The 20,647-nt window shown below is 50.7% G+C and carries 24 protein-coding genes; 13 read left to right on the top strand and 11 right to left on the bottom strand.

The features are described from left to right. From JW499_RS06155 to JW499_RS06130, 6 genes are all read left to right on the top strand, one after another. Positions 1 to 548, top strand: a 548-nt coding sequence (locus JW499_RS06155) for an IS630 family transposase (protein WP_205209769.1), incomplete at its 5' end; no start/stop codon positions are given. Between the two features lie 196 nt (positions 549 to 744). Continuing rightward, the gene (locus JW499_RS06150; protein ID WP_416135398.1) at positions 745 to 969 is read left to right on the top strand and encodes a type II toxin-antitoxin system RelE/ParE family toxin; all 225 of its coding nucleotides are present in this window, start codon (positions 745 to 747) and stop codon (positions 967 to 969) included. A 67-nt stretch (positions 970 to 1,036) separates the two neighbouring features. Next, the gene (locus JW499_RS06145; RefSeq protein WP_205209768.1) at positions 1,037 to 1,342 is read left to right on the top strand and encodes a HigA family addiction module antitoxin; all 306 of its coding nucleotides are present in this window, start codon (positions 1,037 to 1,039) and stop codon (positions 1,340 to 1,342) included. A 267-nt stretch (positions 1,343 to 1,609) separates the two neighbouring features. After that, positions 1,610 to 2,239 carry an alpha/beta fold hydrolase gene (locus JW499_RS06140; protein WP_269814539.1) on the top strand — a complete coding sequence of 210 codons (630 nt, stop codon included), beginning with the start codon at positions 1,610 to 1,612 and terminating at the stop codon, positions 2,237 to 2,239. A gap of 537 nt (positions 2,240 to 2,776) precedes the next feature. After that, a complete protein-coding gene (locus tag JW499_RS06135) occupies positions 2,777 to 3,142 on the top strand; it encodes a hypothetical protein (RefSeq protein WP_205209766.1) in 366 nt (121 codons plus the stop codon). Between the two features lie 55 nt (positions 3,143 to 3,197). Next, positions 3,198 to 3,785, top strand: a complete 588-nt coding sequence (locus JW499_RS06130) for a CBS domain-containing protein (protein ID WP_205209765.1) — start codon at positions 3,198 to 3,200, stop codon at positions 3,783 to 3,785. Between the two features lie 233 nt (positions 3,786 to 4,018). Here the strand turns inward: JW499_RS06130 and JW499_RS06125 are convergent, their stop codons facing one another. After that, positions 4,019 to 4,879 (bottom strand): AraC family transcriptional regulator, encoded by an 861-nt coding sequence (locus tag JW499_RS06125; RefSeq protein WP_205209764.1) that lies wholly within the window; start codon positions 4,877 to 4,879, stop codon positions 4,019 to 4,021. A 140-nt stretch (positions 4,880 to 5,019) separates the two neighbouring features. Then, entirely contained in the window at positions 5,020 to 5,514 is a 495-nt protein-coding gene (locus tag JW499_RS06120; RefSeq protein WP_205209763.1) for a hypothetical protein, read from the bottom strand. 505 nt (positions 5,515 to 6,019) lie between these two features. Here JW499_RS06120 and JW499_RS06115 point away from each other — a divergent pair. The 3 genes from JW499_RS06115 to JW499_RS06105 all read left to right on the top strand — a co-directional run bounded on the left by JW499_RS06115 (position 6,020) and on the right by JW499_RS06105 (position 9,889). After that, positions 6,020 to 6,391, top strand: coding sequence for a YacL family protein (locus JW499_RS06115; protein ID WP_205209762.1), 372 nt, complete (start codon positions 6,020 to 6,022; stop codon positions 6,389 to 6,391). A 261-nt stretch (positions 6,392 to 6,652) separates the two neighbouring features. Continuing rightward, positions 6,653 to 7,399: a substrate-binding periplasmic protein gene (locus JW499_RS06110; RefSeq protein ID WP_205209761.1), complete on the top strand. Its 747-nt coding sequence runs from the start codon at positions 6,653 to 6,655 to the stop codon at positions 7,397 to 7,399. A 51-nt stretch (positions 7,400 to 7,450) separates the two neighbouring features. Then, complete coding sequence (locus tag JW499_RS06105) at positions 7,451 to 9,889, top strand: putative bifunctional diguanylate cyclase/phosphodiesterase (RefSeq protein ID WP_232846258.1); 2,439 nt, start codon at positions 7,451 to 7,453, stop codon at positions 9,887 to 9,889. Here the strand turns inward: JW499_RS06105 and JW499_RS06100 are convergent. Further along, positions 9,884 to 10,846, bottom strand: coding sequence for a DUF6635 family protein (locus tag JW499_RS06100; protein WP_205209760.1), 963 nt, complete (start codon positions 10,844 to 10,846; stop codon positions 9,884 to 9,886). The genes JW499_RS06105 and JW499_RS06100 overlap by 6 nt on opposite strands. Positions 10,847 to 11,206: 360 nt before the next feature. Between JW499_RS06100 and bufA2 the strand changes: the two genes are divergently transcribed. The 3 genes from bufA2 to JW499_RS06085 all read left to right on the top strand — a co-directional run bounded on the left by bufA2 (position 11,207) and on the right by JW499_RS06085 (position 13,430). Next, positions 11,207 to 11,668 carry a BufA2 family periplasmic bufferin-type metallophore gene (gene bufA2, locus JW499_RS06095; RefSeq protein WP_205209775.1) on the top strand — a complete coding sequence of 154 codons (462 nt, stop codon included), beginning with the start codon at positions 11,207 to 11,209 and terminating at the stop codon, positions 11,666 to 11,668. Between the two features lie 83 nt (positions 11,669 to 11,751). Further along, positions 11,752 to 12,615, top strand: a complete 864-nt coding sequence (gene bufB, locus JW499_RS06090) for an MNIO family bufferin maturase (protein ID WP_205209759.1) — start codon at positions 11,752 to 11,754, stop codon at positions 12,613 to 12,615. Next, positions 12,612 to 13,430 (top strand): HvfC/BufC N-terminal domain-containing protein, encoded by an 819-nt coding sequence (locus tag JW499_RS06085; protein ID WP_205209758.1) that lies wholly within the window; start codon positions 12,612 to 12,614, stop codon positions 13,428 to 13,430. Before bufB ends, JW499_RS06085 begins: the two co-directional genes overlap by 4 nt. A 45-nt stretch (positions 13,431 to 13,475) precedes the next feature. On the opposite strand, the gene JW499_RS06080 is transcribed toward JW499_RS06085, so the two are convergent. The 4 genes from JW499_RS06080 to JW499_RS22630 all read right to left on the bottom strand — a co-directional run bounded on the left by JW499_RS06080 (position 13,476) and on the right by JW499_RS22630 (position 16,518). Then, positions 13,476 to 14,612: a GGDEF domain-containing protein gene (locus JW499_RS06080; protein WP_205209757.1), complete on the bottom strand. Its 1,137-nt coding sequence runs from the start codon at positions 14,610 to 14,612 to the stop codon at positions 13,476 to 13,478. A 190-nt stretch (positions 14,613 to 14,802) separates the two neighbouring features. After that, positions 14,803 to 15,309 carry a hypothetical protein gene (locus JW499_RS06075; RefSeq protein ID WP_205209756.1) on the bottom strand — a complete coding sequence of 169 codons (507 nt, stop codon included), beginning with the start codon at positions 15,307 to 15,309 and terminating at the stop codon, positions 14,803 to 14,805. Positions 15,310 to 15,729: 420 nt separating this feature from the next. Continuing rightward, entirely contained in the window at positions 15,730 to 15,900 is a 171-nt protein-coding gene (locus JW499_RS06070) for a hypothetical protein (RefSeq protein WP_205209755.1), read from the bottom strand. Positions 15,901 to 16,395: 495 nt separating this feature from the next. Continuing rightward, on the bottom strand, positions 16,396 to 16,518 hold the full coding sequence (locus JW499_RS22630; protein WP_269814538.1) for a hypothetical protein: 123 nt from the start codon (positions 16,516 to 16,518) through the stop codon (positions 16,396 to 16,398). 618 nt (positions 16,519 to 17,136) lie between these two features. Between JW499_RS22630 and JW499_RS06065 the strand changes: the two genes are divergently transcribed. Next, positions 17,137 to 17,394 carry a hypothetical protein gene (locus JW499_RS06065; RefSeq protein WP_091361132.1) on the top strand — a complete coding sequence of 86 codons (258 nt, stop codon included), beginning with the start codon at positions 17,137 to 17,139 and terminating at the stop codon, positions 17,392 to 17,394. A 447-nt stretch (positions 17,395 to 17,841) separates the two neighbouring features. Here the strand turns inward: JW499_RS06065 and JW499_RS06060 are convergent, their stop codons facing one another. The 4 genes from JW499_RS06060 to JW499_RS06045 form a co-directional block, all read right to left on the bottom strand. After that, complete coding sequence (locus JW499_RS06060; RefSeq protein WP_205209754.1) at positions 17,842 to 18,312, bottom strand: FKBP-type peptidyl-prolyl cis-trans isomerase; 471 nt, start codon at positions 18,310 to 18,312, stop codon at positions 17,842 to 17,844. Beyond that, positions 18,313 to 18,996, bottom strand: a complete 684-nt coding sequence (locus JW499_RS06055; protein ID WP_205209753.1) for an alpha/beta hydrolase — start codon at positions 18,994 to 18,996, stop codon at positions 18,313 to 18,315. A 20-nt stretch (positions 18,997 to 19,016) separates the two neighbouring features. Next, positions 19,017 to 19,670 (bottom strand): pyridoxamine 5'-phosphate oxidase, encoded by a 654-nt coding sequence (gene pdxH, locus JW499_RS06050; RefSeq protein ID WP_205209752.1) that lies wholly within the window; start codon positions 19,668 to 19,670, stop codon positions 19,017 to 19,019. A 65-nt stretch (positions 19,671 to 19,735) separates the two neighbouring features. Then, a complete protein-coding gene (locus tag JW499_RS06045; RefSeq protein WP_205209751.1) occupies positions 19,736 to 20,620 on the bottom strand; it encodes a fructosamine kinase family protein in 885 nt (294 codons plus the stop codon). Positions 20,621 to 20,647: the final 27 nt, after the last annotated feature.

Raw genomic sequence — 20,647 nt, 5'->3', positions numbered from 1 at the left:
CGCTGGACCGCACTCAACCTGGGCTGCCGCTAAAGAAAGGTCGTGCGGCCACGATGACGCACGATTACAAGCGCAATGGCACAACCACCCTATTTGCCGCACTCAACGTGCTCGATGGCAAAGTGATCGCTCAATGCCAGCAGCGTCACCGCCACATCGAGTGGTTAAAGTTTCTGCGTAAGATCGACCGTGAAACGCCCAAGGATAAGGTGTTGCACCTGATCGCCGATAACTATGCCACCCACAAACACCCCAATGTACAGAGGTGGCTGGCCCGGCATCCGCGATTTCACATGCATTTCACGCCCACGTCTGCATCCTGGCTGAACATGGTTGAGCGATTCTTTCGTGACATCACGGTGGAGAGATTACAGCGTGGAGTATTTGCCAGTGTCCCAGATCTTATCGGCACTATCGATGAATACATTGCCCATCATAACAGCAATCCGAAGCCATTTATTTGGACTAAAAGTGCCCGAGACATTTTGGAAAAAGTTATTCGTGCCAACAGTCGCTTAAGCTCTAAACAGAATGCAACACTACACTAGGTGCTAGAAAAATCAAAGAGACAAACCTCATATCTCGAACTACTGCTTTTCCCTAGCAAGCGACGCAGTCGCGTCTAGCCACTAGCAGGAAACGAAGTTTCCGTTCTAGCCACTCTCGCGCTCTCTGCGAGCTTTAGGTTGCAGGCATTTAAAACACCACCTATAATTGTTACCAGATTGGTTACAGGGATTCGTAATGGCAATCAAGAGTTTCAAACATAAGGGATTAGAGGATTTCTTCTATGACGGTACGACTAAAGGCATCAACAGCAAACACGCGGACAAACTTGCCAACCGTTTAGACAGATTAAATGCAGCGCTAAGCCCTGAAGATATGAATCTTCCCAGCTATCGGTTACATAAACTGGAACCCAAAAATCTAATCGCTGGGCGATCAATGTTTCCGGGGCATGGCGGCTAACATTCAAATTCGAAGGCACAAACGCCGTCATCGTCGACTACCAACAATATCATTAAGGAGCAAAGGAATGAGTAGAGTACGCAATCGTAAACCCACCCATCCGGGTCAGGTGTTCCTGAATGATGTGTTGGTTCCACTGAAAACCAACATCAGTGATGCCGCCAGAAAGCTTGGGGTGTCTCGTAAACACCTGTCACTGTTCATCAATGGGCACATCCCCTGTTCCAGAGATATGGCAACCCGTCTGGGCAAAGCCACCGACACAAGCATGGAAAGCTGGCTGAACATGCAAACAGCACTGGATGTCTGGGAATCTGAACAAGAAGGCGTTGATGCAGAGAAATATGCAGGAATTGAAAAACTAACCGCATGATTCAGCTCTTACTTTTGCTTTTTTGAGCCACGAACAAAGAACAAGTCTTACAGCGATGTCCGAACCACGGCTCTTCCCTAGCAAGCGACGCAGTCGCGTCTAGCCACTAGCAGGAAACGAAGTTTCCGTTCTAGCTACTCTCGCGCCCTTTGCGAGCCCTTTGCGAGTCCTTTGCAAGCCCCCGCCGTGACGTTCGAGCTACTTGTCCCGCCCCTCCCTTAGTGCAAGAATACCGGCCCTGTTCATTAATCTATTCAGTGCCATTCGATGCCCACTATCCAGTTCACATCCCAGAATTCCACTCCAAAAGCCCTTATACTGATGTTTCACGGTGTGGGTGCCAGCCCTGAATCACTGAAGCCGCTGGCTGAGTTTTTGCACCGCAGTAACCCTGATCTGGAGATCCGTATTCCTGCCGGATTCTCTCCCTCTACAATCTCTCAACGGGGGTTTCAGTGGTTTGATGTGATCGGCGTGACGGAAGAGAACCGGCCAGCCAGAGTGCAGCAGGTGATGCCTGTATTTGATCAGTTGATTCGGCAACAGGCGGAATCAGCGGGCGTACCACTCGACAAAGTCGTGTTACTGGGCTTTTCACAGGGCACGATTATGTCACTGGAGTGGCTGAAACAGAGCCCTGATGCTGTGGCCGGTATTATCGGCATCTCCGGCCGCTTCGCCGAACTGCCACAACAGACACCTGCCTGCGCGATCCCGGTATGCCTGATTCATGGTGAAGTCGACCCGGTCATCAGTGTTTTCGAATCACAACAGAGCCACCAGCGATTATCAGGACTTGGAATCGACAGTGAACTCCACCTGATGCCCGACACCCCACACACCATTACCCAGGCGATGTATCCGCTGATTACAGATTTCCTTCACAAGGCTATCTGACCCACTCGACAACGCGGCAGGCTTTTGCCTGTCCGGGCCATGAACAACGCGCAAGCCTCGCAGCGACAATCAAGCTACTCTGCCGTTTTCCATCGCGGCGAGACGCCACTCCCACATAACCAACAAACAACAAACATCCAACAACCAGCGCGGCAGGCTTATGCCTGTCCGGGCCATGAACAACGCGCAAGCCTCGCAGCGACAATCAAGCTACTCTGCCGTTTTCCATCGCGGCGAGACGCCGCTCCCACATAACTAACAAACATCTAACAACGCGGCAGGCTCTTACCCTTTCGAGCGACAAAAAACGAGCTACAGCTCTTCTGGCAAGCGACGCAGTCGCGTCTAACCACTAGCAGGAAACGAAGTTTCCGTTCTAGCCACTCTCGCGCTCTTTGCGAGTCCGTTCTAGCCACTCTCGCGTTCTTTGCGAGTCCGTTCTAGCCACTCTCGCGCTCTTTGCGAGCGCCCCCAAAGCGATTCAAAATGCGAACCTGTTGATAATTTTTTTGTTGCAGGATTCCCCCGCTTCAGATTTTGGCCTACACTGAGATCATGAAGCACGCGGTCAGTATTTCCTCATCCAGCGCTATGCGCCACCCTCATCAACGGGGGGTTGCGTTATTACTTTTGCTGGTGCTGATGGCGATGCAATCACGGATACTGTTGCTTGAACCGTTGGCTGAACAACTCATTTCAGTCAATGACGGTATTGGCTATGAGCAGCTCTTGCTGACCAATAGTGCTGATAGTGGCGACCAGCCCTGTGACCTGCTGCCTGTCACTGAGATTAATACCGCTCTGCAAAGCCCCGGATTCTCCCTGCTTTCGATTGAAGCCCCCCTAACTTCCAGTGCTCGCTGGACAACCCCATCAACCAGAGCACCACCCGCTGTTAGCTAATACTCATCGTTTTTATATACCTGATGACAGGTCTTTTTTGAGACAGGATTATGCTATGAATAACTATAATGAACTAAAAACTATTCTCCTGGACGCTTCCGATCATATCGCCCGTCCGGAAGAGCTACTAGAGTATACGCTGGACACCCCGGCGGTCGAAGTGATGACCGACTTTGAAAAGGTTCAGCCGTTGATGATGGAGCAGGATGTATCCATCGATGAAGCCCGGCAGATGATGCGCAAGGTTCATGTGCGCTCAGTTCTGGTGATCGATAAAGATGAAAACTTTCGTGGTCTGCTAACCATTGCGGACCTGGAAAGCCGCTCGGCCATGAGTATTGCCACTTCCGCTGGCCTCAAACGTCACGATATCTCAATCAAAGAGGTGATGACACCCCGGGGAAAGTTGCATGCTATCCCCCTCTCTGAAATCACCCATGCCAGTATCGGCGACCTGTTGCGGACACTTCAGCACGCCGGGACCCCTCATATGCTGGTGGTAAACCCGCTGAATCACGAAATTCGTGGCGTCATCTCCTCCAGTGATATCGCCCGACGACTGAAGGTGCCGGTAGAGATTTCCAAACGGGCATCCAACTTCCGTGAAGTGGTGGATGTGCTGTTTGCCGGACGGGATACTTGATAAAGCAGTGGCAAGATCGTTGCTACGCGACTGGCCAGACGCGGCCTCGCCGCTTGTTAGTAGCTAGAAAAAACATAATAGACAACGCAGAAGACTCGCTTTGAAGGGGCTACTGTTCGGGGTGATGTCCGGACAGTAGTATAACGGGTCATGATCTGCATTGGCGTGAATGACTCGTTTATCAAAGCCCGGTTCTGTGACCGGGCTTTTTATTCGATAAATATCCGGCCGGACTATTTAAGCGGCAGAAAGATATCCGTTAACAGGTCGCATTCATCCACTTCATGGATGAAGTTCCGGTATTGAAAAAAGCAGGGATAGTCCCGCAGCTCCTCACCGCTATCGGGCAGCCAGTTGCGATACAGGTAATAGATACTCTCATCAATATTATCGTGACTGCCGCGATGTTGAACCACGGCACAGCGACCAGCCGGAATAACCCCGGACTTCACACCATAATCGTTTTCAGGCACTTCTCCCGCAAAAGAGCCACAGACATCGAAACGGAAATCTTCCGGTGCTGTAGTATTGGGGTCATTATAGGGTACGCCAAAAGTCCGACTGGTTTTCACCGGGGACAACCCGGTCTCTTTACGCCAGGCGACAAAGCGCCCCACCGTATCTAACACCTGCTCTCTGGGGCCTTTATGCTCAGCCAGGGCAACCGGTGTTTCGGTAAAATCTACAATCTCAACATTCATTTTCAGCTCGCCTCCTGAAGGCATATCAAACTGGAATTTAGAGTGCCATTCTGGCCACTCCGGTGATGCTCTGAATCCGCTGGGAGATTGTCCAAAGGTTCGTTTAAACGCCCGGGAAAATGCTTCAGGGCTGTCAAACCCCGCTTCATAGGCGATATCGATAATCCGCAGTTCATGCTCAAAGGCTAACCGGAAGGAAGCCCGTTTTAAGCGCATCAACTGGATAAAACGCACCACACTGACGCCAGTAAACGCCGAAAACAGTCGATGGAAATGATACTTCGACAGTGCGGCAACACCACTCAGTTGCTCTATCGATAGCTCAATATCCAGGTTCTGATTAATATAATCACACACCCGGTTGATGCGCGGGTCTTCCCTTTTCAGACTCATGCAAACTCCTCGGTATTCATTGCAGGAGAGATGATCGCACTGAGCCGGGACAGAATCCTGATCCCTGTTGCTGAATATTCAGAGCGGTGGCTAATCAGGAGGCTTCACCAGTAAGGGCCGTTGCCAAGCAACCCTCGCACTTACTGGTGGTTAGAAATAACGTTTTGGTTAACACGATCGACCTGCTTTACTCCCTGACAGTAAAGTTGCTGAAGCTCTGGAGCTGGTTGCAGCTGGCTATCGGTTTGCTTCAGCGTTTCACAGGTTTCACGAAAAAAACTGCCCGCTGCCTGCATACAGCGCGTAAGTTTAGCCTGACTGCAGAACTTAACCGCATAGCAGACGCTGTCAGGCTGCAGTTGCCAGTTATCATACTCAAAACTCACAATAGAATTATTATATCTCAATATAATACTTTGAGACTTTTGCAACGGTGGTGCCGAAGAGGATTGCTGCACCAGAGTCTTTTTGAAGGTATTGAAACTCTCAAAATATTCAGTGGCACTTAACGGCGCAGAAAAAAAAGCCGCCAGAGCACCGCAGGTCAGACTGAGTTTTGCCAGATAAAGAGTGTCTGCAGTGCGTTGACTCAGACGCGTCACCGCCTGCCAAAAATAACCGTTGTCAGAGTACATATCCTTTGTAACTCCCTATTGATAAGGCGATCAGCGCCTCTTGCCAAAGGTCTCCATGACCAACAACTGATTGACTGCCTACAATCTGGTGTAGAGTGTTGACCTTCAATCTAGCCCTGTCCTGAAACAAGCTCAAGATAAGGATTCCAGAATATTACTCAGAATGTGAACAGAAAAAAGCCGTTGCCAGAAAGTTGCGACACAACCTGCCAGTTGTTATATAAAGCGAAAAGCAGGATAGTGGCACTGCGTTTTTATCTATTTAATAACGGGCCAAAGTCCCCGTTTTTTTTGATCTTTTGAGCGACAATCTTGCCCAGCAAACGATGCAGTCACGCCTGACCTCAGGCAGGAAACGAAGTTTTCATTCTGGCAACTATCTTCTGGTTACCTGTGCTATGCTCCACATCCATTCCGACTAAACAGATGCTCGAGGGGTCACGCTGACTTAAGCGCGATCTGTGACTAATTTAATCAATAAAAACTAACGCTGGAGCGTAATACTGTGGACTACGACTTCACCCACGATATATACGGTGCTTTCCGGGCTGAGTTTTCGATGGGTCATGAAGCACTGGGGTATTGGCTGACCTATGAGTTACGCAGCCGCCAGGCAGTTATATCTGAACTGCTGAGGATTATCGCAGAGCTGCAAAACCATCAGCGCATCGATTATCTGATGGAGGGGGCGGAATACAATCTCCTGCTTACCCGGGATGAAGCGGTAGTGCGTGCTCATGCACTGGATTCAGCATTTGAAGAGCAACAACCGGAAGATAATCTGGTGTTCTATGACCAGCAGTCAACGGCCAGCTGTGGCCTGGATGATTTTATTGAGATTATTGATGGCTGGCAGCAGTTTACCTCAACAGAGTAAGCCCGGCCGGGCAACGGGTGTGGCTTACGCTGTTAATTCAGCCCCCTTAGGGCTTTGCATTCGCTAAAAGTCGCTTAAGCGACTATCCTCAAAGATCAGGTTGTAAACCCCGGGCAGACCAATATCGATGCAATGTATATAGTCTGTAGTAAACAGCCCATTCTGATCACTTTATAACCCGGTCAGTCTTGTTTTGTCATCAAAAGGCTCCGAATATATAGGTATAAAACAAGCATCTGTTTACATTTGAGAGGGATCTGAATGTTTTCATATTTACACAAACCGGTTTTAGCTGTTTTACTGACAATGCTGAGCTCCTTTGCCGCTGCCGACGGTCGCCGGGTAGAGCTTTATACGGTTAACTTCCCCCCTTATACGATTATTGAGCCGCAAAACACTATCCGCGGTATCGATGTTGAGGTGGTCACTGCGGCGTTTGCCGCGGTAGGGATCGAAGCGACCATTACCGAGGCCCCCTGGAAACGCATCCTTAAAAACATGGAGCACGGCAGAGTTGCCGGCACCCTTTCCTGTGCCCGAAATGCGCCCAGAGAGAAATTCATTCTGTTTAGCGAGCCAATCAGTGAAAATATCTGGGGAGCGGTAACCTCCCGGGACTTTGATTCCCGCAGCCTGTCTCACTTATCAGATGTTCAGCACTATGAAGTGATCGCCGTGGCTGACTGGGGTCAGTCTCAGCAGCTTAGCCAACACAACCTGCGCCATTCCGTCACCCCCGATATAGACAGCGGCATCCGTTCGGTGGTGTACCGCAATGTTGATCTGTTTTATAACGGCAAACTGCCAACCCTCTATCATGCCCAGAACCTCGGCCTGCAGGATAAGATTGCCTTCCACCGGTTTGAGGATATTGAAAGCACCCCCTTACACCTCTGTCTCAGCAGGCTTTACCCTGACAGCCAGACACTGTTAGAGCAGTTCAACAACGGACTCAATAAAATAAAACATTCTGGAGAGTTTGATGCGATATATAAAAAATATAACTGATCTGACGCTAAACGGGTTGGCAATTTTGCTGCTGCCAATACCGGGGGTGTAATGTTGCGTTTTAAGTTTATTCATCGTCTCGCCTTTAAGCAGGCAAGGTCCGTTTTACTCATCTCCTTAGTACTGGGGCTGATCTCCACCGGTTGGCAGATCTACAATGATTTTGATCTGGAAAAGCACCATCTCCAGCTCACCGTCTCGCAGATTACCCTGTTACATAAAGAGTCTGCCGCCCGGGCCGTATATAATCTGGACGACGACCAGGCAGAAGAGATTACTGCTACGCTGATAGCCAACCCCTTTATCTACCATGCTGCGATCATCGATGATTTTGGCGACAAGCTCGCCGAAAAGGCCCGTCAGCCAGTCGCGAAAACATGGTTAGCCTCACTGGGGAACCATCTGTTTCAGATCAACAGTCACATCGAGGAACCCTTACGCATCAACCCGTCTGATCAGGATGATGCCCGACTGGTAATTGACCTGGATACCGCCCATATCGCTAATAACTATGTTCGCCGTGCCATGACCAGCCTCTCTGTGGGCCTGATTTCAAGCCTGATCCTGGCAACTATTTTTTTACTGCTAATCTATCGTTATCTGTCTCAACCCATTCTGGATATTGCCAGCTGGGTTAATCAACTGTGGCAAAGTGAGAGCTGCCCGCCCCTGCCCTATGATAAACCCGACGAACTGGGTGAGCTGGCCACGGGTTTTGCCCGCCTCTGGGAGGAGCGAAAAGATAAAACGGATCAACTCAACGACACGATTGAGCGCCTCTCCAAAAGCGAACATCTGTCCCGTTCACTGATGGATAATGCCGGCGATGCGATGTTTCTTTGTCTACCGGATAGCTCCATCGTCCGGGCTAACCATCAGGCAGCAGACTCCCTCAAGTGTGACGAAGAAGCCTTTACCGGTCGCTCCCTGGCGGAATTCAGCAATAATTATTCAACCAAATCACTGCAAGCCCTGTTTACAACGATTGAAGAGAAACAGGTCAGTACCATTGAAGATATTCAGATCAGTACTCAGGGTGACACCTTCCCCATTGAAGCTCGTTGCATCCGAATGTGCTTCGATGATAACGACTATATTCTGATTCTGGCCCGGGATATCTCGGTCAGAAAAGAAGCGGAAAAACAGATCTATGAGCTGGCGTTCTTTGACACCCTGACCGGGCTGGCTAACCGCCGACTGTTTATCGACCGACTGAAAACCGCCATGAAATTCCATCAGGACAATCAGCGCTATGGTGCGGTGCTGTATCTCGATCTGGATCGTTTTAAAACCATCAATGACTCGCTGGGGCATTCGATCGGAGATACGATCCTTTGTGAGGTGGCAAAGCGACTGACTCAGATACTGCCTGAGAATGCGACCTGTGCCCGCTTTGGCGGAGATGAATTTGTAGCGTTACTGCCGGATACCGGGAGTTCAGCCGAACTCTGTGCCGAGACCGCCGCCAACTGTGCCCTGCAAATTCTGGCAGAGCTGGTAATCCCGTTTGAAGTGGATAATCACCAGCTATTCTGTAGCACCAGTATCGGCATCGCCGTTTTTCCGGATAAACATAACAGTGCGGCAGAAATCCTGCGCCATGCCGACACCGCCCTCTACCGGGTAAAAACACTGGGACGTAACAGCTTTCAGTTTTTCGACCCGGAGATGCAATCCTCCGCACAGGAAAGGCTGGAGGTGGAAAAAGGGCTGCATCAGGCGCTTAACAATCATGAGTTCGAATTGTGGTTCCAACCCCAGGTGAACAGCGCGGACCAGATTCTCGGCGCCGAAGCACTGCTGCGCTGGAGACACCCTGAAAAAGGTATTATTTTACCGGGATGTTTTATCCATATCGCTGAAGAGAGTGGTCAGATAGTTGAGATCGGTAACTGGGTTTTACTGCAAGCGCTACAACAGCTGGCGGCCTGGCGTGAGCAGGGACTGCCAGAATCATTCGGACGCCTGGCTATCAATATCAGCCCATTGCAGTTTATGCAGGTCGATTTTGTTGATCGTGTACTGGCGATGCTGGACCAGACCGGCATTCCGGGGCTGATGGTTGAGTTAGAGATCACCGAAAATATGTTGCTGAATAATTTTGAGATCGCCAGCAACAAGATGAAACTGTTAAAACAGCGGGGCATCTCCTTTGCGATCGATGATTTTGGCACCGGCTATTCATCACTGCGATACCTGCACTACCTGCCGCTGGATATCCTGAAGATTGATCGCTCTTTTGTCACCGGCCTGCGCCCCTCATCCGAACTGGCGGCGATTGTGGAAGTTATCATCGCCACCGCTGACCGGCTGAATCTGATGGTGATCGCCGAAGGCGTAGAAACCCTCAATGAAAGAAGCGCATTGATGGAGCTGGGTTGTAACTGCTTTCAGGGCTATCTGTTTTCCAAGCCTCTCGATGCAACACAGTTTTATCAGAAACTCTGCGCCTCAGTGGAATCTCAACTGTCAGAGTTAAACAACTTATAACACTCCTGCCCGAATCAGATCAAAACACTCCATAATCCGGGCAACATACTGATCTTTCGGGCGGAAGCTGTTGCTGCTCTGCTGCAACATGTCCTGCTCCATATGACCGAGCATCTTATTAAGCCGGTAACGATGCAGCCCGATGGCCGCCTGAACAGGATCGGAGATAACACCGGACAACGCAGCCAATGCCGACAACAGGGACAACACCCCGGCAATAGTGGCCACCGTCACCCCTAAGGAGGGTGATGGCGGGAATACACTGTAATAGAGATTGCCCAGGGTTTCACCCAGAATAAACTCACTGGCGGCCAGTTTTGTGCTGATAATCGTCGCCAGCATCAGCGCGATACCGATCCCTCCCGGGGTAAATTTCTGAAAGGCAAACGCTCCCAGCACAGTGCAGGAGAGTGTGTTAGTGATATCAGCCGACGCGGTGCGGGTGATGCGATACTGGGTCAGAGCTTCCTCGATAACCGGTTCCATCCGGGTATGAAACTGTTCAATATTGACACACGACAGCCCGCCCCGCTGATACAGTGTCCTCAGCTCTTCGGTTATGCACCAGCTCAGCGAGGCATGGGGCTGGTTGTGCTGTAACAGATCGCTAAGCACCAGCTCGCTGATATGGGTCTGCACCCGGGTGGTAAACCCTGCCGGGAAGCGTCCCAGCAAGCGGTATAACCAGCCTAGCCGGGGAGAACGACCGATACAAAAACGGATCAGACTCACCAGCGCAAACAGCGGTGCCCAGAACAGGTTGACCGGCGCTCGTAAAACATCAAAACCAAACGCCACCCGGTTGGTTGTTAACGCCGCCGGATAACTGAAATGTCGTTCGATAAAACCGGGCACCCGGTCCCGGCAATGTTGAAAGTACGTCTGGATACCTGCGGCAACCGCCTGCTGAATATCCGCTTCGCGTACTGCCTGCTTATCTGAGTCTGACGGTTGCATGATGCCCTGAAATTCTGATCACGTTGACACAAAAAACATCCGCAGTATTTCCAGATATTGGTCTGGGGGTGCTGATGCCCGCGATGTTAATCGGCTGGATAGATCGGTTAACTGATCGGTTAAATAGTGTAGCGACTTCAGATCACAAATACAGATCCCCGTGATTAAAAATTCATAAATCAAAATCTGTTGCCTGATTTTCAGGTTCATTTCAAGTTCATCTTCAATACTGGTCTGGCATCCATTGAAGGTGTCTGGATTTCACCGTTTGAGAAACTACTTTTTACGGGCCTCCGTGATCAGTGATCTGATCAGCCCGACCAGGCAGGAGGCCACCACAAAACCAGAGGAAGAATAACAATGATCACCAATATGAAAACCAAACTTTCCGGTGCCGCTATCGCCATGGCTGCAGCAGGTCTGGCCGGCTGTATGGGGGCGAATGCCGCAAACTCTTCCACCGCCGCGCCAACGGATACCGTTGAACTTGGGCATTGCTATGGGGTAAACAGCTGTAAAGGGCATAACGACTGCAAAACAGCTAACAATGCCTGTAAAGGGATGGGGTCCTGCAAAGGACAGGGTTTTGTTGCCATGCCCACCAAAGCCTGTACCGATGTTGGTGGCAAGGTACGGGATGACTGGCGGGATCAGATTGCGAAAGCCGAGCTGACTCAGTGCTTTGGCGTGAACGTCTGTAAAGGCCATAATGACTGTAAAACCGCTGATAACGCCTGCGCCGGTCACGGTTCATGCAAAGGCACCGGTTTTGTTATGACCACTGCAAAATCCTGTGCGGATATCGGTGGCACAACTAAGTAAGCAAAGAACTACGACTAAACGCGTTACCTGACGCCCCTTTCCCAACGAGTAAGGGGCGTATCTTGTTACCTGATGGAGTTGCCATGAACGATCATTTTCTGGGCTTTGGCCTGGGGCTGCGAACTCAGCACTTTAATGATGTGCTTGAAACCCGCCCCGACGTCGACTGGTTTGAGATTATCTCAGAAAACTTCATGGTTGCCGGAGGTAAACCCAAATACTATCTACACGCCATTCGAGAGCACTACCCAATGGTGATGCACGGCGTGTCGATGTCGCTCGGCTCCACCGAACCACTGGACAAAGAGTATCTGCAACGCCTGAAACTACTGGCCAATGAGGTACAGCCCCGCTGGCTCTCTGACCACCTCTGCTGGACCGGTCTGGAGGGTATCAATAGTCATGATCTGCTGCCGATGCCCTATACCGAAGAGGCGATCGATCATATTGCCGGACGAATCATGCAGGTGCAGGAGACACTGGGCAGGCAGTTGCTGCTGGAAAACGTGTCCAGCTATATCAGCTATACCGAATCAGCGATGTCCGAGTGGGAGTTTTACAATGAGGTGGTTGAACGGGCCGACTGTCTGATGCTGTTAGATATTAACAACATCTATGTCAGTTCTCGCAACCATAGCTTTGATGCACAGACCTATCTGAACTCGATCAACCCGGATCGGGTGCGCCAGTTTCACCTCGCCGGTCACAGCGACTACGGCACCCATGTGATCGATACCCATGATCATGATATCTGCGATCCGGTCTGGGAACTGTATCGTCAGGCCCTGCATCGCTTTGGTGCCGTCAGTACGATGATTGAAAGGGACGATAATATTCCGCCGCTAAACCAACTGGTCGAAGAGCTGCAGATCGCCCGCGATATTGCTGCCGGGATACTGCCCCGACAGCCGTCCGGGAAGCTGGTCGCAGAACGGGAGGTCCGATGAGCCACTCAACCAGCTTACATCTGCGTCAGCAACAGATGATGGCGGCACTCCTGACAGGCGATGAGACGATTACTGAACATATCGCCGGAGATCACAATCTCAATGCAGAGCAACGCCTGTCTATCTATCAAAGCGGCTACCGGCTGCGGCTGCGGGAAGTGATCGATAACGATCACCCGGTGCTGGGCAGCTATCTGGGTGATGATCTGTTTGAACAGATGGTCAGCGGATATATCGAAGCCGTCCCGAGCCGATACCGCTCGCTACGCCACTATTGTGACCCGCTGCCGGATTATCTGCAGCACGACTCATTTTTCAGCCAATACCCCCATATCGCTGAACTAACAAAATTTGAGCGCTGTTTACTGTCATCGTTCGATGCCCCGGACCGTGATACCGCGGCGGTCGGCACCCTGCAACAACTTCCCGCGGAGATCTGGCCTCAGCTGCAGCTGCGCTTTCATCCCAGCCTGCAGCTGTTCACCAGCCATTATAATAGTGTTGAGATCTGGCAGGCGATCAGGGCCGAACAGCGCCCTCCCGACCCAACACCACAACCGGCCTGCTGGGTTATCTGGCGCAACAGAGAGAGACTCACAGAGTTTCGCTCCGCGCCCCCTTTGGAACAGCGCTTAATACACAGCTTCTTTCAGGGAGACAACTTCACCACAGCGGCAGAACTCACAGCAACCGAGGTCGGCGAAGCAACGGCGGCCGCGGGGTTACTGAACATTTTGCTGCGCTGGCTTGAACTGGGCTGGATCTCTCAGCTAACCGATGAAACCACCCCGCCCAATCTTAAGGAGGTAGAATAATCGCAGTCAGAAACGGCGATGTGCATCCCCCCGGTAGTGATATCTTTAAGTCTGAGTCTCACTACCGCTTTGCACTGAGTTTGCAAGTGGATCATCACACGTCACCCTGTCCGCCAGAGTGATCCGGTTCCGTCCCTCCTGCTTACTCACATATAACGCATTATCTGCGCGCATAATGGTCTGCTCAATCGGCTCATCTGCAGACCATTGCGCTATCCCATAACTAAGGGTAACGGGCGAGTCGAGTATGTCATCATCAGCATATAACTGTTCCAGCCGCGGATAAACCTTCGCTAACAGCGCTTCTGCATCCCCCGCGGATGCATCAGAAAGCAGTATCAGAAACTCCTCCCCACCCCAGCGAATCAGTGCATCACTTTTTCGGATACTGTTTTTTAAAGCCTCGGCTATCTGGCACAACACGATATCACCGGCGGCATGACCATAACGGTCATTAATCTGTTTAAAACGGTCGATATCCGCCATAACAACAGTAAGTTGCTGCTTTTTTCTCTGCGCCTGCAGATAAGCCTGTTCCAGCAGCACTCCTCCCTGTCTGCGATTATACAAACCGGTCAGGCTATCGATGTCAGCCAGTTTTTTAAGTTCAGCCTGCTGGTTCAGATGAAGCCCCCGCATGATCATAATAGCGAGAATCGACAACATGCCCGACACAAGTATATTCATCAGTTTCATGTAGATCAGATACTGCGGAAACGGAAACTCAAACAAAGGCTCAAACAGACCAACATTCAGCAGTGCAAAAACCAGAACCAGCAGAATCGCAGTGATAAACACCCGAATACGGCTACTACTGGTATCCATAACAGCGAGAGCTGACATCGACCAGAGATAATACTGAAAGCCGGGATCTGGCCCCAGGTAATAGGATACAACCACCGAATGCAGCAATACTTCACAGCAGAAAATCTGGATCGCCCGATTAATCCGGTACTGCCTGCTCAACCGGATGCCGTAAACCCATAGCAGAACACTGATACAGTTCAGACCTGCCAGTATCTCAACGCCGGTAAAATAAAAAAAGGGGACTAGCAGGATATGCACCAATGCAGCTATCGGCGCAATAAAAAGGATAACCTGTAAACGATGATAATCTGTCTGAGTCGAACGATTATAGTTCGGGCTCTGAAACAACTGCTTAACACCATCAATCACATGCATCAGGACTCCAGACCATTAAATATTATGGCTTTTGCCAGCAAGTGACATTATCGGTGTCCCGCCAGCCTATAAGGAGTGAGAAGAGTAACCTCTACAACAGTTACCTTTAATCAAAGTAATAATGTCAAGGGACAAAGTCAATTCAAAACACAGCCACAGCGATCAGGCAGAGCCTTGCCTGATGCCCTGATTATGGTGCCACCAGCAGGTAGCGGTTTACTGCTGCCTGGTCTGCGGTCAGCTTTTGCAGCACCTGCTGTTCCAGCTTCCAGTCTTTTTCAAGCAGACTGTGTTTCAGGTGGACTGACAACTTGTGCAAACCGAAAAACAGATCGAACAGGCCATCAAGCTGATGCCGATAGATGTAGGCTTTCTGCTCATAGAACCGCTTTTCATAGGCACTCTTGTTAGCGATATATTCCGGAGTCCAGTGGTTATTCCGGTAAAGCACAAAACCATCGGCATCGTCTGTAGCCTTAAACTGCTGATATTGATTCTGCAACTCATTGCTCAATAGCAGATACGTTCCCACCATTTGGCGGACAAATTCGCGCTGGTTCGATGGATCAATCGGCCCCACACTGACGCCAGGGGTTTCAACCGATGGTTCTTTATCGCAACCGGTCAGCATGCTGCCAGACAAGCAGATCAACAGAAACGGGATGACAGTGGCCAATAGCCTGCCAGCAACATTCATCGGACACACCCTGAGTTCAAGCGTACCTCCCCTGTGATAATAAACGCCGACCGGAACTGCTTCATCTTCGAATACCCTGTTCAAACAGATGTTCACACTATACCCCGAATATATAATCCGGAAATAGACGATCGTCCAACCATTACCCAACTTGGGTAATCATACTGAATCGCTTTAATATGCCTGAGAATCGTCTCGATTAACCCCCCGAGTAACAGCATGAAGACTGGTTTCATACAGATACGCAGACCAATTATCCGCACCTAAGGTGTATGGCCTGGATATTCGGGATACAACGCTCTATAGCGCCGGATTAAAAAATAAAGCAATTATCTTGCCCGGATATTGGCGGAATAAATGCCCCTGATTTGTTCTGATTTTGAACATGCCTGCCCCATTCCTATTGTCGCCCCATTCCTATTATTGTCCCATCCCTATTGTCGGCTGATCCGCAGGGTTGATACAGCCACTGCTGAAGCTACTGCGTTTCAGCGCCCGCTCGATGGTGGTGCGCAACAACAGTGATTCCCGCTCTAGCCCGGATGTTTGCAGCTCGCCATTTTGCTGGCTGACAACTGGTGAGGTGACCATGCATGCATCATTGCGCAGCAGTATCAACCGGCCGGTACGGATAGCGTTTTCCAGCGGTTAGATCGTTGCCGTCGCATAACTGAGCCTGTCCATGGCGTGTAGCATGCTCACTGTCCTTGTGAGGCTGGTTTCTGAGGAGTGCAGAAAATAACCGGTTTGAGGTTAAAGAAAAATCATTCTGCTACATTTTTTCTAACAACTTTGCCGGTGAAATCTACATTCACAAAGACAGGCACAACAGGAGATTCATAATTGATGATTTTGGATCAATGACTCTACCACTTTGGGTACCAGCGGTACGCTACCTGGTTGTGAAGACTCATCACAGAGAACGCGGAGAGCACAGAGATAAAGCGATAACAGATGGTTGTATTTGAACTGAAGGATTTAAAGCTCTACGCAGCCTGCAGTCCCCTATGCGAACAGAGTCTAACTCTAAAATAGCAGACATTAAAAAGGCCGCATTAGCGGCCTCTTTACTGTCGATATAACGAATTACTTCTTGCTGTCTTCGCTCATCAGTTTGCGAATTTTGATAAACGCCCAGATCATGGCGCCAGCCATTCCGGCAACCCCCAGCAGACTGGGCCACAGCGTTTCGAACAGATACGGATCCATAACAGTTACCTTTTTTGTGTTTCAAACTTGGTATTGATACTACTCCTGATGCGATTCACGAATATTGATATAACTCAATAAGTAGATTGATTAACCACTTTCCTCAAACGCCCCTAACGAGCGGCCCGGCTATCCCCTGCCCTCAGGTCACTCTTTCAGACAGGACACGTTATAGAGCGTCCCGCTATACACGACACTGCAGTCCCGGCGACCGCTGCCTGATATTCAAAACACAGCAATTCAGCCTGGCAACTTCAGACAACAACCGCACTGGCCGGCAGAGTGGTCGCCGAACTGCTCAAATCGACCGCTAACAATCCATATAAATTAATGACTCATCAATAATAATTATTAAATAGTCAATTTATATATTTAATTATATATAAATAGAAAAATACAATCACAACACTCTCCCAGCCTAAGAAATAAAACCCAATAAAATCAATATGTTAAATACAATAACCGGGTTACCAACAACACTCTGAAAAATAAAAATAAAACCTTTAAAAAACAATAACTTAAGAAGACAAAAAGAGTGAAAATAGCTTTTGAATAATCATAAACTGTTATATAATGATCTTATTCTATTTTAGAATTTTCAATAAAAGGGTATTGATCATGCAAGAGAGAGAAATTAAGCTTCTGTTTAAAGCTGGAGTGTTTGATTCCTGTCAGGCAGCTCCGGTCTCTATTGCCCGGGGCTGGCGCCTGAAATTCATTACCAAACAGAACGAGGTGCTCACCCTTGACCTGCAACGTTCAAGAAAAGAGCGGGAGTTCAAAAGTCTGGATGGGGCGGCAGCAGTGGCTAAACGTATCGGATTTGAGTGGCTAAACGTTCAGATCGGTGAAATGGAGTGGCAGGAAAAAGTATAGTTTGCCAAACCGTCGCGTTCAGAGACGGTTAGCACAATGCAGTCTCCGGGAATGGCGGATGCCGTCCTGTTAACCGGCGTACAGGTTTGCCAGGCAGATCTGACGCTAAACCAGCAGGGGAAGGGGCCCGGAGGACTGTAGATGGCCCGGTACCTCAATAATAACGAGATATAAAGAGGTACCGGCCCGCGGAGGTAACCCGCAGGGGCCTGCGACGGTTATTTGTCGCCGGGGGCGGACTCTGTTTTTTTATCGGTATTGTACTGACTCAGGGCGCAGACCGACCAGATCGCAGCCGGTACCCAGCCGACCCGCGTTATTTGCAAGACCAGACAGATGATACCCGCGAAGGGTCGGCCTATGGTGAAGAACTGAGCCAGGTCAGCGCAGCGTGAACAACAATCGCATCATTAGAACGCCTTTTTCGCTCACTCTGTGCAATGAATGTTAACCGGTTAAGCCGTCACGCAGCTCCGCTTCTGTCGCAGCACGCACCTGCATCACTTCGACCGAAAAGTTCAGTATCTGACCGGCAAACGGGTGGTTTGCATCGATCGTCACTTCACCCTCTTCTTCATCGATATGGGTGATTGTCACCAGTTGAGGCTGACCATCTTCACCCTCAATCTGGCACAACAACCCCTCCTCGATCTTGTCAAAACCGGCAAAAGACTCAGCATCGATAATGCTGACCTTATCCTCATCCCGCTCGCCATAGCCCAGTTCAGGCTTGATTGTGACGCTGAATTTATCACCGGCAACACGCCCTTCCAGCGCCTGCTCCAGGCCGGGAATGATATTTTTCCTGCCATGGATATAAGGCAGTGGTTCGCCGCCCTGAGAGCTATCCACCACTTCGTTACCCTCGTTATTGAGGGTGTAGTGGATCTCAACATAGCAATTGTCGCTGATCTTCATTTAGTTAGTTTCCATGGTTAATATGTTTGTCAGCCAGATACCGATTGCCTCTACCTCAGGCAGACACAGACCGTGATCAACTGGCCAGCGATGCCATTGCGGCTGATATGCCAGCTGCTGCAACAGTTCAACGGCCTGTACCCCCAGGGCGATGGGAACCACATCATCTTCACTGCCATGATGGATGGCAATGGGTATCGCCCGGTTAGCATCGCTTTGATGCTGTTTAATCAGCCCGGCGGTGGCCACATAGGTAGACAGGGTCAACAGACCCGCCAGCGGTTTGCCGTAACATAACGCAGTATGGTACGCCACAGCACCGCCCTGAGAGAAACCGGCCAGCACAATCCGCTCTGAGGGAATCCCCCGGGCAATTTCGCGCTCAATCAGGGCTTCAATCTGGCTGACAGAGTGAAGCAGACCCTGCACATCAATCTTACGCTCCAGTTTCATCTCCAGAATGTCATACCAGGCGGGCATCTCCCAGCCCCCATTCACGGTAACCGGTTGCACCGGTGCATTGGGAAATACAAACCGCACCGGCAGGCTATCCGGCAGGTTCAGCGCCGGCACCACCGGCTCGAAATCATGCCCGTCAGCGCCCAGCCCGTGCAGCCAGATGACAGAGGCAGTAGCGGGTTGTGATGGTTCAACTTCGACACAGGGCAACAGTTGTTCAGTCATTGTTTATATTCCGCTTCAGGTCAGGGAGAGAGTCGGTCGATCTGCCACTGGCCGTCGATAAGGGTGTAACTGAAACGATCATGCAGACGACTCTCACGCCCCTGCCAGAACTCAAAATGACTCGGTATCAGGCGGTATCCGCCCCAGAACTCAGGATAGGGGATATCACCGTCAGGATGCTGATGGTGCAGATCAGCGACCGCCTGCTCCAGCGTCTCCCGACTATCAACCACCGCACTCTGATGCGATATCGCTGCACTCAGCCGGCTACCCACGGGACGTTCGTTAAAATACTTACGCCCCTGCTCAGCAGAGAGCTTTTCAACCCGTCCCTGGATCCGCACCTGTCGCTCAAGGCCATACCAATAAAACATCAGTTCCGCCTGAGGGTTTTCCGCCAGTTGCTGGCCTTTGTGGCTGCGATAATCGGTATACCAGGCAAACCCCTCGGCACCGAAGTGCTTCAGCAGAACGATCCGTGCTGAGGGCATCCCAGAAGCGCTGGCGGTTGCCAGTGTCATCGATGTGGCATCATCGGGGCGGTAATGGGTGGCGGTCTGCATCCAGTCAGCAAACTGCTGCACCGGATCGTCCGCCAGGTCTGACCGGTTAAGGGGTTGCGCCTCATACTCGCGGCGCAGGGCTTTAAAATCGCCCTGATCGGATTGACTCATAGATAACCTGAAAATTAATTGACGGTGTCATCCCCCTGTTATCAGACCAGGCTGATACAGGCACTTCAGCCACTATAGTACTTCACAATGCGTTCAACATCACGGTGATACCCACTGCCAAACAGCAGCAGATGATTCAGATAATGATAGAGATTATAAAGCTCGACACGGTCTCGCCAGTCCGGCAGAACAGCACTATGAGCCTCGTAGACCTGATAGAAACGCTCACTGAAACCACCAAACATCCGGGTCATCGCCAGCTCCGCTTCTGCCCAGCCATAATACACCGCCGGATCGATCAACGCCGGTTCGCCCCCGGGACCACAGATAACATTGCCCGACCAGAGATCCCCATGCAGCAGCACCGCAGGCTGACAGGGCACCAGTTCAGAGAGCCTGTCGCTAAGCCGTAAAATCATCTCAAACAGCCTTGGGGAAATGCGGTTACGTTGCAGATTCTGCTCTGCCAGAACCTGATAACGCTGTTGTGCGTAGAAAACCGTGCCATCCACCTGCCAGCGGTTGGGTTGCCGGGTGCCGCCACAAAAGGTATCGGTATCAAAGCCAAACGTCCTGTTTACACTGCCTGACCGGTGCTGCAACGCCAGACCTATCCCCAGCTGAACCGCAAAATCCTCAGCCGGAGCGGCCGCCGGGAGGTATTCCAGCAGCAAACAGTTGCCCTCCTGCCATACCACCTCAGGCACCCTTAGAGCAGCGTCATCGGGCAGACGAAGCGTCTGCAAACCGGACGCCTCTGCCGCCAGCTGTTCCGCTGAGCCGCCCGGCATCTGCTTCAACACCAGCTCAAGACAGTACCCCTGCCGACTGTGCAGAGTGAGTTTGCGAATATCGGCAACACAACCACCCGTCAGCGCCTGCGCTGATATTAGCTGTAACGATTGCTGCTTGATCCATTTGACTATGGGTTCAGGTAATAAATCTGGCATACTCTGAGTTCTGTTTTAGTAACGGTC

Origin of the sequence: Amphritea pacifica, from assembly GCF_016924145.1 — a bacterium.
GTDB lineage: Bacteria > Pseudomonadota > Gammaproteobacteria > Pseudomonadales > Balneatricaceae > Amphritea > Amphritea pacifica.
This window is presented reverse-complemented; position numbering and strand designations above follow the sequence as displayed.